This is a genomic window from Rubripirellula tenax, assembly GCF_007860125.1.
Classification (GTDB): Bacteria; Planctomycetota; Planctomycetia; order Pirellulales; family Pirellulaceae; genus Rubripirellula; species Rubripirellula tenax.
Map to the genome: position 1 here is coordinate 864,292 of NZ_SJPW01000002.1, position 14,268 is coordinate 878,559.

Below are 14,268 nucleotides of genomic sequence, written 5' to 3' on the forward strand. Positions count from 1 at the left end.
GGCGTTACTTCTTGACCGCTTGAGGCTGAACGTCTTCGAATCGGCTCATCAAGTTTTCGCTGGTCACGCCGACTTCCAAGAGCAACCGCGCGACTCGATTCCGCAAAATGTTGTAGGCGGCGATCGCGGGAATCGCGACGGCAAGACCGACCAACGTCGTGAACAACGCCGTCGAAATACCGGCGGCCAAATCGGATGGCTTCGGCGTCGACCCGCCAAGCGCGATGACTTGGAACGATGAAATCATCCCTTGAACCGTCCCGAACAGACCGATCATGGGCGACAGGTTTCCGATCAGCGCCATGTAGCTGAGTCGGTGTTCTAGCTTCATGCTTTCCTCTTCACCGACTTCTTGCATTCCCTCGAGCGCTTTGTTGTAACCGCGGCTGAGTTTGGCTAGTCCGGCCGACAAAACTTGCCCCAGAACGGATTCGTCCGTTCTCGCCATGTCATAGGCACCCTGGAAATCCTTTTCGTTAAGCCGGGCTTCGAAATTGTCGACCAGCTCCTGTGGGCAAAGTGTGTCGCGACGGGCCGCCAACATGTTCATCACGAACAACGACACCAACGAGATCGAAAGTGCCAGGAAGATCAGAACGTAGCCCAAACCGAGCGAATCGTATGTCCACGCCAACAGGTTCTGACTGCCTTTGGGCGTCGGAGCGTCATTGGCGGCATCACCAGCCGGGCCGGCGGGAACATCGGCGGGTTCATCCACCACTTCCGCGGCGGGATCACCGAACTCCGCAGCCGCGTCGTCTTGAGCGACCGCAACATTGGCGATCGACAAAGAGGCCGCAAATGCGATCAGGAAAACGACTGAGCGAAATAGACTGGACTTGCCAGTTAGCGAACCGCAGGCGACGGACATTAAAGAAGCTCTCTGAGTCAAAACGTTTGGAAGAGAAGGTAGTCGTGAATCGGTCGGTGCCGCGCAGGCACCCGGATAGTCTAGCGAAAATCAAACGATGCTCGCTGATTTCAGTTCGAAATCTTACATCGCGCCATCTTACAGCGCACCGGGATAGCGTTGTTGCAGTTCCTGGCGAGCCTCGGCGGCGCGATCGGGTTTACCGACCTTGGGCCAAAGTTCGACCAGCCTTAGCAAGGCCTCGGCGTGGGCATCGGGAAGCGACGAAAACATCAAATGAGTGTGCAAATACGCGAGCACAGCACCCTCGGGGTCGCCGCTGGCTTCGTAGCTGGCACCTTGGGCGTTGTAGATCCGTGCGGCCATTTCGATGTCCGTCGGATTCAGTTCCTTGATCAGCGAATTGACCAACTTCAAGCCGTCTTCGCCTTTGCCCGACTGAGCCAACGCCACCGACTTGCCCGCCTTTGCCAACGTTTGGATGCGGAGCATTTGTGGCGTTTGAGCTTTGATGTCGATGATCTTGTCAAAGGCGGCGATGGCGGTGGCGCTGTCCTTCTGGTTCACCGAAACCAGTGCCTGCAGATAAACCGATTCGACCTTCGTCTCGGGTGACGATGACTGTTCCAGGAACTTGTAGTACTTGGTCGCTTCGGTCGGGTTACCCAGCGCGATCGCCAAATCACCCAGCACTTTGGCGGCATCGAAAAGGTGCCAGGAGTCACGGTACTTGCCGATAAACCCGAGCACGGCTTTGGCCGCCGCATCTTTCGCGCCGCGACCGGCCAGCGCCATTTTGCTTTGCGATAGTGCGGTGTAGTACGCGTAGTCCGCTTCGACGACGTCTCGCTTGATGGTTTTTGCGTCGATTTTTTTCAGTTCGTCAAGCGCCTGTTCATATTGGCCGTCGATCGCAAACTCGCGTGCTTGCGTCAGCGGCCCCGGGTCGCCTTCGTACAAAATTTTGACGATGTCCGCCGACATGAAGTTTTGGACATCGTTGCCCCGCTTCAACTGAACGCCTTTGGAATTGGTTTGCGTGATCGCGCCCGAATGGTTCTTACCCGCCGTATCGTACAGGCGATCGGCTTGACCCCACACGCGCGACGGCACCGACATCGAAGCGACGATGAGGAACACGAGACCAATGGTTTTTATCAAACGATTCATGAAAAACGACTGAAGGTCGGGAAGGGACAAGGAAGATGTGCGACGTGAGAACGGATTCCCAGTGAGTTTATTTTTCAATGGGTGGTAGCCCCTCGGGTTTCTGACCCAGCTCTTTCTGGATCAACTTCAACAACGAATCAAATTTGCGGCGTTGCTGATCGCCACCCAGTTCTGGATACAACGCTGCGACTTTGGTGATATCAAGAACCGATTTTTCGATCAGCGTCTTCTCGCTCGTCGACTTACCCCACAAATAGCGGCACAGGGCGACGTGATAACGGGCATCGAAGAACATGTCGCGAAAGCTTTCGTTCGAGCTCGTCAATTGACTGATTTTGCCCCAACCCCAAATCACGTTCTTCTTGGATTCATCGGGGCGGGCGCCGTTGAGCGCGGCCTTGTAGGCGCTGCCTGCGTACGTCGGCGGTAGTGTCGCGGCCCATTGCTCGTAAGCGTTGGCCGCCTCCATTTGAGCATTTAGCATGTTGGGCTTCTTTCGAAGCACCGGATCAAGCGTATCGAGTGCGCCTTTGTAGTTGCCACTCAATCGTTGTGCCCGTCCGAGCTGGAAGTCGACCGTCAAAGGCACGTCGTCCGAATTTTTCTTCAGCCGTTCAAAGGTCTCCGTCGCCGTCGCCAACAACTCGGCGGCCTGGCCGGTCGCCTTGGTTTGGCCGGGTTCGATCGACGATTCGGCCAACGCCATGACCGTTTGGCCGATCCACTGCAGCGTCGCTTGGTCTTCGGTGGTGGCTGAGATGCGTTCGAGGAAGACTCGGAAGGCGCCGATCAACTTCGCTTTCTGGCCAGGTTCGGATCCATCCAACTGTTCGCGGATGTCACGAGCCATTCGTAGATAAATACCACTCAAACGGGCCGATGCGTCGGGTCCGGTCACGCTGGCTCTCAGTTTCTCCATCACGTCGCTGGCTTGGCCGACCAACTTGTCCGTGTCGCTGTTGGGCGCGGTCATTTTTTGCACCAACAGGTTCAATTCAGTGCTATACAGATCGCTAGCGAACGCTTCGTTGCTCTTGTTTGTTTCTTTGCCCAGCAATCGTTCGGCGACTTTCAACGGGCCGTACTTGTCATTGTTCAGTGTTTTATCGGCTGCAGTGACCTCATCATTTCGCAACTGAATCTTGGCCAGAATCAGAGCCGCCTTCATCGCTTCCTCGTCGGCCAATCCGCCTTCGATCGAATCGAGACCCGCTTTGAGTTCCTGCTTCGCTTCGGCAAGGTACTTAGCGGCCTGCGTCTCATCATCGCCCGCCCTAGCCGTTATGGAAGCCTGATAAAGAAACAGGCCGAGTTTGCGTTGCAGAAGCGATCGCGTTGTGCTTTTGCCCATCGCTTCGATCAAACCGCGTGCTTGGTCCCATTGATCATCTTGGAGGGCCAACTCCACGACCAGTCGTTGGAAGACGGGCGTCTCGGCATGCGTCGGCCAGTTCGATTGAACGAAGTCAGCAAGATCTTTGACCTCGGCAATCAGATGAGCATTGGACGTGTCGACGACCAACAAATTCTGCAACGCATTCCGAGCGATCAATCCGCCCTTCATGCCCATGTCGGTGCCCGGCGTGCTTTTCGCCAAGAACGATCCGACGACGGAAGCGTCGTGAAATCGTTCGTCTTGGTAAAGCAAAAACGCCAGCAATTGCCGGGCGTTTCCTGCCATTTCGACGTCCGATTTTGATCGGATCAAGGACAAGCCACGACTAAGAATTTGCATCGCGACCTGACGCGTTTGCGAGACTTGCTTTTCGAGTTCGGCGGCGCGAGCGTTATCCTTTTCTTTTGTCGCCGTCGCCAACATTTGCGAGTAATTTTCGCCGGCTTGGTACAACTCGATCGTTTTGGCGTACGCGTCATCGAGACTGACGGGGTCCTCGGCCGTCGGCAATTCAGCCGTCTCTTCGGACGCAGCTTCGATACCCATCGACGCCAGCAAGCGAGTCGCTTCGGCCACATGATCGCCGTCGATCTTCGACGCTTTGATCAGCAACTGGCGGCCGTCGGATTCGGCCCGTTTAAGGTCGGCGGGTTTCTGGTTTTTCTTGTCCCTTGATTTCGCCAGATACGCTTCAGCCAAATCGACATGCAACTGCGCCGCCGACGACAAACGTCGCTCGTTGGGTCGAACCGAATCAATCATCGGTTGAACGCGATCGATCACCATCTGAAATTTCGGCGGCTTATCGGCAAGCGAAAGGCGGATCAAGCCGCTAGCGGCTTGGAACTTTGCGTCCCGCAAATCATCCACGTCTTGTGTTTCGAGCATGCGGATGAAACTGTCGAGGGCCTTGTCGTTTTCGCTAAGCAATTCTTGAACCAAACCTCGACTCATCAACGCGATCGCACCGGGCGGAAAGTCGTCGTACTTTTCACTCAAATCGGTGAACAGCTTGAGGGCTTCGCTGAGTTCTTTTTTCGCCTGCTTGCCGGGATCGTTGTACGTCTTGGCGGCCTGCAACCAAGCCTCGCCCGCCAACGTCATCCCTTGCAGGAACTCGCCGCGAAGTTGGTCGCGAAGCGCGGCACCGCCCGGATTCGATTTGGCATCGATCTTGGCACCCTGCATTTCCTTCAACTCGTTGCGAAGTTTTTCGACGATGTCGCTAAACGTCTTCGCGGCTGCCAAATAGGTTTCGCGTGCCTCTTTGCGTTTCGCGTCATCAGGTTCGGAGCCCAACGTTTGAGCGCCGCGAAACATTTGCAGCGTGCCCAACATCATGCGGGCTTCGGATTGTCGCGGATGGGTTCCCGCTTTCAGGAAGACGTCCAACTGATCCGTTGCGTCTTTGAGGTATCCCTCACGTGCCGTTGCACTTCGTGATGACCTGGCCGCATCGACGTACGTTTGTGCTTTCTCTAGAGGAATCGCTTTCTTAAAATCACCATCCACACCCGGATACTGTTCAACGCGATCGAGATAAACGATCGCAGTGTCGAAATACCCGACGGCGCGAAGACTTGCCAAAAACGACTCGGCCGGTTCGCCTTCGGCAGCCGACGACGACGCCCCCGCCAGACAGAATCCGAACAGCATCAATCCGAACAGCGACAACTCGGTCCGCCGCGCCGAGGCAGTGGAGACATCAAACCGCGAACGCAGACCTCGGAAAGTCGACCGTGTCGTAAGGCTGCGGAAGAGCATGGTTAGTCGTTGGTTCAAGGCGGATAAGCACGATCGAGGACTAGCGGCAACGTTTTGTAAGTCGCCGCGGGTCCGAAAACGAACGGGATGAACAAAGTTTAGCGGCAATCTCGCTGCTGCACGCCAAGTCGGTCATAACAGTAGAGTAAGAGGCGTCGATTCCGCCTTCAAGCATAGCCTAGGCACTTCATCCGGTCTGATTGGAATTTCAGGTGCGTATCCCTTCCGAATTTAACGATCACAACCTTTATCACCGAGATCGACGAGACCGCCGCGGCATGGAACCTGGCGGATCGTACCGACGGCTAATTCGATTGGTGATCGGATTGGCTCTGGTCGTCGTGGTCATGAAGCAGGTGTCGAACGAAGCCATCTACCGCCCCTTTTTCGGCGGCGGAGAGCCACAGCCCAGAATTCCCTCCGCTGCTAACGGGGGAGCCGCCACACCTTCGCTGGTTCGAATTCGCCCAATTGACGATTCCGGAGCCAACACCGCGCAGGCCTCGGCGGTGGAATCGGTCGGATTCGAGGACCGAAAAGTTGCTTCCGATCTGGTTGCCCGCGTCGGTGTCGAAAAGCAGCGAAAATGGTCGGCCGGGCTGACGCGGCTGTTAAGCGGCAAACAGGGTCAAAGCGAAGACATTGAATCGACCGCAACGGCGATCGCCGATGAATTGGCCTCGATGCCCGAATCGGATTCGGTGCTGGCGTGGCAAGATTCCGCTGGGCGATGGGGAACTGCCGAAACACTGACCGAGCATGCCCTGACCAAGCAGACTCGCGGTCAAATCGACGCCATGTTGTCCGCACTCGACGCGGCGGCAATGAACCGGGTGGTCGACGGAAGCGTTTGGCGAAGCGGCGACTTCGATGCCTTCTATCGCTTGCTTTATCAGGCGACGGTAGCACCCGCCGAAACGTTCTCGGGGCCAGCGGCGGTGGTCGGGGCGGTACCGCTGCTGCAGCAACCGGCCGTGTTTCAAGGACAACGCGTCGCTGTGACTGGCACCGTGGCGCGGGCCGAGCGAATCGTTGCTCGCGAAAATGCGATGGGAATCACAGACTATTGGCAACTATGGCTGCGTCCGTCCGATGGTGCCGACCGACCGATTGTCGCGATCGTTCCCAACGTCGGCGACCCCATCGCTCGTGTCGGTTCCGACGCGACACGCGAGGATGGACCGCCGGTTCGACTGACGGGCATTTTCTTGAAACGACTCGCTTATCAATCGTCAGTCGGCGCGGATCTCGCGCCGGTGATCATCGGTCAACTGGACGAGCGATCCGAGACGTCGACTCGTTCCGAATCGGTTGTCGCGAAGCAGGCACCATCGGACGACAGCATCCGCCGGCAACTGGGTTGGACGGCGGCAGCGGCTTGCATCATCGGCATCGGATTGGCCGCGATCGTGTCGTGGCGATCGACGGTGATGACGCGGCGGACTCGGGAACTTCGCGCCAGCGGCCGACCGTCGACCGAGGATCTGTTCATCGACATTCAGGCAAGCATCCCGGCGAGCGCGGCGTCGAGCGAGGAGCCATCATGAAGATGCCCCAACGAACGTTGCCGATGCTGAAATGCGAACACAATTTCGCGAGACACAATTTCGCGAGACACAATTTCGCGAGTCACATTGTCGCGAAGTACGCCGTCGCGATCGGTGTGGCCATGCTTGCCGTCGCTTCCGTCGCCACGCCGCACACGACATCAGCTGCCGATGCCCTGGATCTGCTGGGTGGGTTCGATCGAGACCGCATTGCCAAGACGTATCCGCCGTCCGATTCCGCTGCGGTGGGTGAGCTGGCCAAACTCGTTTTTCGGCTCCAAAAAGTAGACCCGAAAGTCCTTGCCAGTCGCGTTCGAAAAGACCCGACCGAGAGCAACGCTGCCGAACTGGTCGCTGCCGAATTGGGTGACGCGGTGTCGATCAACGGCGTGGTCCGGTCGATCCAAGTGATCGACGTGCCCGGCGACTTGGTTGAGTTTTTGGAATTCAAGCGAATGCGATCCCTACAAATCGAGTCCCCCAAGCAAACCGTCCAGGTCGTGACCGCGAATGTCGCCGACAACATTGCCGTCGGCGACCAGGCTCGCGGGACAGGCGTGATTGTCCAGGCGAACGGACAGGTGGCTGCTGCGGCCGGACGATTGTCTTGGGTGCCGTCAACGACGCCGTCGGCCGGCTGGATGCTGCTTGCCAAAGCGGGCGTTGATATTTCGTCGATCGTGGAAGTCGCCTCGCGTGACCGAAAACCGTTGTTGGCGGCGGACGCGGACGCTTTTTACGCGACGTTGGCCGCAGCGGCGAGCATCAGCGGTCAACGTGATTTACCCGCCAGCCGCAACGTGACTGCCGTCAAAATGTTGACCGATGCAAAAACCATGGCCGGGCATTGGATTCGATTCGAAGCTGAAACGGTCCTCGTCACTCGCATCGCCATCACCGACCCCGATCGCCAAACCGAATTGGGTATGGACCGATACTTTCAAATCGATGCGGTCGTCGACTTGGGAAATGCGGTCATCCAAATCGAAGGGTCGAGCGACGAAAACGACGCGAGGTTCGAAAATCGCTATCCCGTATCGATCGTCGCGACCGAATTGCCGGCGTTTCTGAACGAAGCGATCTGGAAACAAACGGGCGTTGACGCGATCGTCGCCAAAATCAGTCGCAACGTCGCCATCGAAGGGTTCTTTTTTCGTCTCTGGAGCTACCAAACCGATTACATGAACCAATTTGGCGGCGAAGATCAATTTGGTCCGTTGGTGGTCGCAGCCAACATTACCGACCGAACACCGACGTCGGCCGACCCGATCGGCGTTTCGATGATCGGCTGGATCGCTGCGGTGGTGGTGCTGGCGGGCATGTTGGCGACCTGGTTGTGGCACCGGTCGACAACGGCTGGCGATCGAGAAGTCGCCAAGAAACGCAAACAAGCGTCGGTTGACGTCGACTTCTAGCGACATTCGGCCTCATCCACTTGACCGCCAACCCCCAGTGGGCAACATATCGGGCTGTCATCGGGACTCACACATTCACGCCCCATACAATTCAACAAAGGTCGCCCACTATGCGTCGAGCAAAAATTACCGTCATCGGAGCTGGAAACGTAGGTGCGACGTGCGCCCATTGGTGTGCCGCGGCTGAGCTGGGCGACATTGTGCTGTTGGATATTCCACGCACCGAAGACATGCCGAGCGGCAAGGCGCTCGACTTGATGCAAGCGTCACCGATCATGGGATTCGATTCCAACATTGTCGGAACGACCAGCTATGACGATGCCCGCGACAGCGACGTGATCGTTGTCACGGCGGGAATTCCTCGTAAGCCGGGCATGAGCCGGGACGACCTGTTGGCGACCAACGCGAAGATCGTGACCGATGTCGCTGAAAACATCAAAGCGACCAGCCCCAACGCAGTCGTCATCGTGGTCAGCAACCCGTTGGACGCGATGGTGCAGCAAATGTTCAAGGTCACCGGTTTTGACCCGGCCAAGGTATGCGGCCAAGCCGGAGTCCTGGATACGGCTCGCTATCGCACGTTTTTGGCAATGGAATTGGGCGTCAGCGTCGAAGACATCAGCGCTTTGTTGATGGGCGGACACGGCGACACGATGGTGCCAATCCCAAGCTGCACCAGCGTCGGCGGCATTCCTGTCACCCAGTTGATCGATTCGGCCCGCTTGGACGAAATCGTTGACCGGACTCGCAAGGGTGGCGCCGAAATCGTGGCGTTGCTGAAAACGGGCTCGGCGTACTACGCACCGGCCGCGGCTTGCGCCCAAATGGTCGAAGCAGTCGTCAAAGACAAAAAGCGAGTGATTCCTGTGGCAGCCTATTGCGACAAGGAATACGGCGTCGGCGGCTACTACGTCGGCGTGCCGGTCGTCATGGGCAGCGGCGGCGTCGAGAAGGTGATCGAACTGGATTTGACGGACAAAGAAACCGCGGACTTCAAAAACAGCGTCCAAGCTGTCAAAGATCTCGTTGCAACGATGGACGGGCTGCTAACCGCCTAGTATTCCGCGTCAGCTTGGTTTTCGGGTTCATTCGCAGCGGGATTCGCCAGACTTCCGTGCGGCTGGGATCAACCGAACTCGGGCGAGCCAGGGCCTTGGAAAACGCCACTCGGCATAAGGCTGCGGCTCGTTTCTCACATCCGAAGGCAGTCTGCCTTCGGAAAAAACTCCGGACGCCAGGCATTTTGGCCTGGCGCCGGACCCCGGTTACTTTTCCGATCGTCTTCGCCGTTGACACCGAACGACGTCGAACCTTAATTTCGCGTTGATCGGCCGCGGCAATCCGGCGCACGGCTGCGAAACCCTTTCCATCCTCCCTAATCAATGCAGGCCCATGGATCGATTCGAAAAGCCGATGTCTTGGAACATTTCGTCCTACGACGAACAAAATTCCGATCAAGGCCCAAGCCACGAACATGGGTGCGACCAATCCGGCGCAGACGCCACCTCCACCAGGCCTCATTTAGGGTTCGGCACCTGGGATCAGGTCCGGTCGCAAAGAAGCTTTTTTCTTCCGGTCCACTACACCCCTAGCTATCAATATCCATTGGTCGTTTGGTTGCACAGCGACGGCTGCAACGAACACCAAGTGGACCAAATCATGCCGCACATCAGTTTGCGGAACCACGTCGCGGTCGGCGTTCGCGGCAACCGAGCCGCCGATTCAAGCGGCCACCGTTTCGATTGGCACGACAGCCCTGCTGCCATCGGAATCGCCCACGACAACATTGCCGACGCCGCGGATGAGGCATGCGATCGATTCTCGGTTCATTCCAACCGCATCGTGCTTGCCGGTTACGGATCGGGCGGCACGATGGCAATGCGAATCGCGATGCGGGATCCTCGTCGCTTTGCGGCGGCAATCTCGGTCGGTGGACGGATGCCTCAGGGTGCGATCCGCAATCTGAATCAACTTCGCAACCGACGGCTTCCGATGCTGTGGCAATGGGGTGCGAAAAATCAGAACTACACAAACGCGGGTTTGAAAACAGATTGCCAAGTCGCGATGGCGATCGGCGCCAACGTTGAGATTCGTCAATATCCCGGCGAGGACGAAATGGACACCGTCGTCCTTGCCGACATCGATCGCTGGATCATGGGGCACGTCGTTTCCAACACGGCGGCGGCCGACGAACGCTGGGCGACATCGCCGACAGAATACTCAGCGAACTGACGTCGATTCGAGCTTCCGACAAAATTCACGAAGCCGGACCGACGATGATTCAAGACAGTTCCGCTACACTGTTGGCTGCATCGCAATCCTCCCGCCCCGCCTAAGTCCGCCGATCGTGAAGCCTCATGAACTCTGGTGACCCCGCCCAAAACGACGACCCAGTCGACTCATCAGCCAATCCATCCGATGTGCCCACATCGAAGACGAGTCCTTTGAAACCAGCCGCGAAGGGCCCGAAAATCCTTGTTGTCGATGACGACTTTGAAATCATCGAAGCGGTCCGCTACGCCCTCGAAGGTGCCGGTTACGAAGTCGTGATCGCCCGCGATGGCAACCAAGGATTGGCTCTGGCAGAGCGGGAAAACCCGGATTTGATGATTCTGGACATGATGATGCCCAAACGCAGCGGGTTTCTGGTCCTGGAAAAGCTGCGAAGACTTCGTGACGTTCCGCTTCCCGTAATTATGATTACAGGGAACGAGGGCAGTCGACACAAAGCTTACGCGGAATTGCTTGGCGTCAGCGACTACATCCGCAAACCATTCGCCATGGACCGCCTGATTGATGCGGTTGGCAAGCTTTTGGATGCGTAAAACGATGCATGAAGAATCAGCCTCGCAGCGTATTTTGATCTACGCTGCGATCTGCGGGGCAACCGGAGTCGCCATCGGCGCCATTGGTTCCCACTTTTTACCTGAACATTTGGCAAGGCAAGGGCTCAGCCCGGATTTGGTCGCCAAACGCGTGGGGCAATTCGATATCGGTGCCCGCTACCAACTGATTCACGCGGTCGCCCTCTTGGCTCTCTCGGCCATGCACATTGGCAAACCGGTGATTCGTCGCTGGATCGGCCGCTTGTTTCTGTTGGGCACCGCCGTGTTCAGCGGATCGCTGTACGCGATCGCCATCGCCAACGTTTCAAAATTCGGGCTGATCACGCCGCTGGGCGGATTGACGTGGATCATTGCTTGGTCGGGTTTGCTTTGGATCGCCTTTGAAGGCCGAAGCAAAGAGAAACGCTTTCACCAAATCCGGGGACGGACACCGTAGTTGCGGCCCGGTGAACGAATCGGCGGGAAGATCCGATCGAGCGAGAAATGTCGCGCCGCCTACTCGTCGATCGCCGACCGAACCGCTAACGTGTCACCGCGGGCTTGCTTGTGACCGGCAGATGTTTGGGAGACCCAAGGCGTGACAATGGTGGATACGGACCAAGCCGAACTGACGTTTCCATCGGTGTGGACACGTCCCGACTTGCTGGACATGGAAGGCCTATCGGCCGACGAGATTCGCGCCTTGCTTGATACCGCCCAGAAGCTCAAGGAGATGACCGGCGGCTGTCGAAACAAGATTTCGTTGCTGACCGGAAAGACGTGTGCCAACCTGTTTTTTGAAAACAGCACGCGGACGCGCAACAGCTTCTCGTTGGCGGCCCGCCGTATGGGCGCCGACACCGTCGAATTCAGTTCATCGGGAAGCAGCGTTACCAAAGGCGAGACGTTCGTCGATACGGCCAAGACGATCGAAGCCATGGGCGTGGATTGGGTCGTCACCCGGCACGCGGTTCCCGGCACGCCCCACCTCCTTTCTCGCGAACTCGCCTGCAGTGTGATCAACGCCGGCGATGGTCCTCACGACCATCCAACCCAAGGCTTGTTGGACATGCTGACCATCCTTCAACATCGCGGTTCGATCGAAGGACTGACCGTTGCCCTGGTCGGCGACATCGCACACAGCCGCACCGCTCGCGCCAACATTTGGGGGCTCAGCAAGCTGGGTGCTCACGTCATCGTTTGCGGCCCGCCAACGCTGGTCAGCCCCCGCTGGAGCGAACTTGGATTCGAAGTCGCCCACTCGCTGGACGAGATCCTGCCGCGTTGCGACGTCCTGAATCTGTTGCGAATTCAGTTCGAACGCCAATCGGCGCGACCGTTCCCCAGCGTTCATGAATATGCCGCGCTGTACGCCATGAACCGCGCTCGAATGAAACGTGCCAAAGACAACATTTTGATCATGGCACCGGGACCGATCAATCGCGGCGTTGAAATCACACCCGAAGTCGCTGATGGACCGCATAGCGTCATCTTGGAACAAGTCACCAATGGGATCGCCGTCCGCATGGCTGCGTTGTGGTTGACGGCCGGCGCAAAAAGCAACTTGACGACTTAAGGATCACCATGCAAAACGCCTCTCCCTCGCTGCTGATCTCTGGCGGTCGCGTGATCGACCCTTCGCAATCGATCGACCGCATCGCTCGCGTTTTGGTCATCGACGGCCAAATCGAAGCCATCGATCCCGCAGATGGAAGTATCCCCGATCACGTCACGCACATCGACGCCACCGGACAAATCGTTGCACCGGGACTGGTGGACTTGGGTGTCGAACTGCGCGAACCCGGCTTCGAAGAAGACGAAACGATCGCCTCGGGAAGCGACGCGGCGCTGGCCGGCGGCTTCACGTCAATCTTGGCCTGTAGCAGCACATCCCCGTGCATCGATTCGCACGGTGCTGTCGAATTCGTGCGGCAAAAAGCCGTTCAAGCCGACGGCGTGCGTGTTCACGTGATCGGATGCTTGAGCAAGAATCGTGATGCGGCGCAAATGGCGGAATTGGGCCTATTGCACGAAGCCGGCGCGGTTGCCTACAGCGACGCGCCGCGGCCGATGCCCAACGACGCACTGCTAAAACGTGCACTCGAGTACGCCCGAATGTTCAACCTGCCGATCATCAACCGCCCCAACGTCATGACACTGTCCGAAGGCGGAATCATGCACGAAGGCCAAGTGTCCTTGGTGCTCGGTTTGAAGGGGCTGCCGACCGAAGCGGAAGACTTAGCCGTCGCCCGTGACGTTCGGATCGCCGAAGCCACCAACGGCCGGTTGCATATCGGCCCCGTCAGCACCATGGGTGCGGTCGACCTGATCCGCCGCGTGAAGGATCGCGGTATTCAAATCACAGCTTCGGTTTGCCCACACAATTTATGTCTCGACGACACCGAACTGCGGTCGTTCGATGCACGGTTCAAAGTTCACCCGCCGCTGCGGAGTCCTCGGCACATCGAAACTCTCCGTCATGCGGTCGCCGATGGAGTCATCGACGCAATCCAGAGCGGTCACATGCCAAGAGCTCGCGAAAAGAAGATGGACGATTTGGTTGAGTCGCCATTCGGTTTGGCATCGCTTGAAACAACGCTATCGACCGTTGCCACATTCATGTTGGGGGTTGGCAGCTTTGGGTGGATGGACATCATCGATCGCCTTTCGACCGCGCCGGCTAGAATTGCCGGCGTCGCGGGCGGAACCCTTTCGATTGGTGTTCCCGCCGACATCACCATCATCGACCCAAACCAAAAGTGGGTCGTCGATGGTCATCAATTCAAATCGCACTGCGTCAGCACACCGCTGGACAACGTCGAACTGACAAGCCGCGTCACGCAAACGTTCGTCGGCGGGCGCCGGCGATTCGCATTGCGTCCCGACGTGATGCAGTTGGCGTAAGCCTTCGCCTCCGTCACGCGACCACAATCGGCGGCCGACTCGTTAGATCTCGCCAGACTCACCCTTTCTAGACAAGATCAACATGATGAACAGGATTTCCGGACGAATCTTCATCATGTAGATCCCGTTCATCCTGTCGAAATTTTCCGAGTCACCGACTTGCGGGCATTCTAAAGAAACGGAGCAGTTGCCAGGTAAATATGTAGTGGATGTGGACGAAGAATGCCCCTCGTCTCCTTCGATCTGACTTTGCGGATGGATTCACTTGCTTGCGCGTCGTGCTGGTATCAACAGCCACTGTTTCATCGGAAGAACCTTACGGTTTCGCACGAAAGCGACGGTTTTCGATCTATCGCAAGGACACCGCTTTCCGCGC

General features: G+C 57.5%; 11 protein-coding genes. 8 read left to right on the top strand and 3 right to left on the bottom strand.

Annotated features, from left to right (window positions below; genetic code table 11):
- Nucleotides 1–4 precede the first annotated feature (4 nt).
- From Poly51_RS08995 to Poly51_RS09005, 3 genes are all read right to left on the bottom strand, one after another.
- Entirely contained in the window at nucleotides 5–871 is an 867-nt protein-coding gene (locus tag Poly51_RS08995) for a MotA/TolQ/ExbB proton channel family protein (RefSeq protein ID WP_146456449.1), read from the bottom strand.
- A gap of 138 nt (nucleotides 872–1,009) precedes the next feature.
- On the bottom strand, nucleotides 1,010–2,041 hold the full coding sequence (locus Poly51_RS09000) for a tetratricopeptide repeat protein (RefSeq protein WP_146456451.1): 1,032 nt from the start codon (nucleotides 2,039–2,041) through the stop codon (nucleotides 1,010–1,012).
- Between the two features lie 67 nt (nucleotides 2,042–2,108).
- The gene (locus tag Poly51_RS09005) at nucleotides 2,109–5,201 is read right to left on the bottom strand and encodes a hypothetical protein (protein ID WP_146456453.1); all 3,093 of its coding nucleotides are present in this window, start codon (nucleotides 5,199–5,201) and stop codon (nucleotides 2,109–2,111) included.
- A 212-nt stretch (nucleotides 5,202–5,413) separates the two neighbouring features.
- Here Poly51_RS09005 and Poly51_RS09010 point away from each other — a divergent pair, with 212 nt between their 5' ends.
- The 8 genes from Poly51_RS09010 (at nucleotide 5,414) to Poly51_RS09045 (ending at nucleotide 13,892) form a co-directional block, all read left to right on the top strand.
- Nucleotides 5,414–6,748 carry a hypothetical protein gene (locus Poly51_RS09010; protein ID WP_146456455.1) on the top strand — a complete coding sequence of 445 codons (1,335 nt, stop codon included), beginning with the start codon at nucleotides 5,414–5,416 and terminating at the stop codon, nucleotides 6,746–6,748.
- Nucleotides 6,745–8,163 (top strand): hypothetical protein, encoded by a 1,419-nt coding sequence (locus Poly51_RS09015; protein ID WP_146456457.1) that lies wholly within the window; start codon nucleotides 6,745–6,747, stop codon nucleotides 8,161–8,163. The genes Poly51_RS09010 and Poly51_RS09015 overlap by 4 nt, the downstream gene beginning before the upstream one ends.
- A gap of 110 nt (nucleotides 8,164–8,273) precedes the next feature.
- Nucleotides 8,274–9,221: a malate dehydrogenase gene (mdh, locus tag Poly51_RS09020; protein WP_146456459.1), complete on the top strand. Its 948-nt coding sequence runs from the start codon at nucleotides 8,274–8,276 to the stop codon at nucleotides 9,219–9,221.
- A 334-nt stretch (nucleotides 9,222–9,555) separates the two neighbouring features.
- Nucleotides 9,556–10,395: an alpha/beta hydrolase gene (locus tag Poly51_RS09025; RefSeq protein WP_146456462.1), complete on the top strand. Its 840-nt coding sequence runs from the start codon at nucleotides 9,556–9,558 to the stop codon at nucleotides 10,393–10,395.
- A 125-nt stretch (nucleotides 10,396–10,520) separates the two neighbouring features.
- On the top strand, nucleotides 10,521–10,988 hold the full coding sequence (locus tag Poly51_RS09030; RefSeq protein ID WP_146456464.1) for a response regulator transcription factor: 468 nt from the start codon (nucleotides 10,521–10,523) through the stop codon (nucleotides 10,986–10,988).
- Between the two features lie 4 nt (nucleotides 10,989–10,992).
- The gene (locus Poly51_RS09035) at nucleotides 10,993–11,445 is read left to right on the top strand and encodes a DUF423 domain-containing protein (RefSeq protein ID WP_146456466.1); all 453 of its coding nucleotides are present in this window, start codon (nucleotides 10,993–10,995) and stop codon (nucleotides 11,443–11,445) included.
- A gap of 147 nt (nucleotides 11,446–11,592) precedes the next feature.
- Entirely contained in the window at nucleotides 11,593–12,564 is a 972-nt protein-coding gene (locus Poly51_RS09040; protein WP_146457300.1) for an aspartate carbamoyltransferase catalytic subunit, read from the top strand.
- Between the two features lie 8 nt (nucleotides 12,565–12,572).
- Entirely contained in the window at nucleotides 12,573–13,892 is a 1,320-nt protein-coding gene (locus Poly51_RS09045) for a dihydroorotase (protein ID WP_146456468.1), read from the top strand.
- Nucleotides 13,893–14,268: the final 376 nt, after the last annotated feature.

Bases quoted from the DNA above. Each gene is read 5' to 3' on its own strand.
- Poly51_RS08995 (WP_146456449.1), bottom strand. From the start codon at position 871: ATGTCCGTCGCCTGCGGTTCGCTAACTGGCAAGTCCAGTCTATTTCGC.
- Poly51_RS09000 (WP_146456451.1), bottom strand. From the start codon at position 2,041: ATGAATCGTTTGATAAAAACCATTGGTCTCGTGTTCCTCATCGTCGCT.
- Poly51_RS09005 (WP_146456453.1), bottom strand. From the start codon at position 5,201: ATGCTCTTCCGCAGCCTTACGACACGGTCGACTTTCCGAGGTCTGCGT.
- Poly51_RS09015 (WP_146456457.1), top strand. From the start codon at position 6,745: ATGAAGATGCCCCAACGAACGTTGCCGATGCTGAAATGCGAACACAAT.
- mdh (WP_146456459.1), top strand. From the start codon at position 8,274: ATGCGTCGAGCAAAAATTACCGTCATCGGAGCTGGAAACGTAGGTGCG.
- Poly51_RS09025 (WP_146456462.1), top strand. From the start codon at position 9,556: ATGGATCGATTCGAAAAGCCGATGTCTTGGAACATTTCGTCCTACGAC.
- Poly51_RS09030 (WP_146456464.1), top strand. From the start codon at position 10,521: ATGAACTCTGGTGACCCCGCCCAAAACGACGACCCAGTCGACTCATCA.
- Poly51_RS09035 (WP_146456466.1), top strand. From the start codon at position 10,993: ATGCATGAAGAATCAGCCTCGCAGCGTATTTTGATCTACGCTGCGATC.
- Poly51_RS09040 (WP_146457300.1), top strand. From the start codon at position 11,593: ATGGTGGATACGGACCAAGCCGAACTGACGTTTCCATCGGTGTGGACA.
- Poly51_RS09045 (WP_146456468.1), top strand. From the start codon at position 12,573: ATGCAAAACGCCTCTCCCTCGCTGCTGATCTCTGGCGGTCGCGTGATC.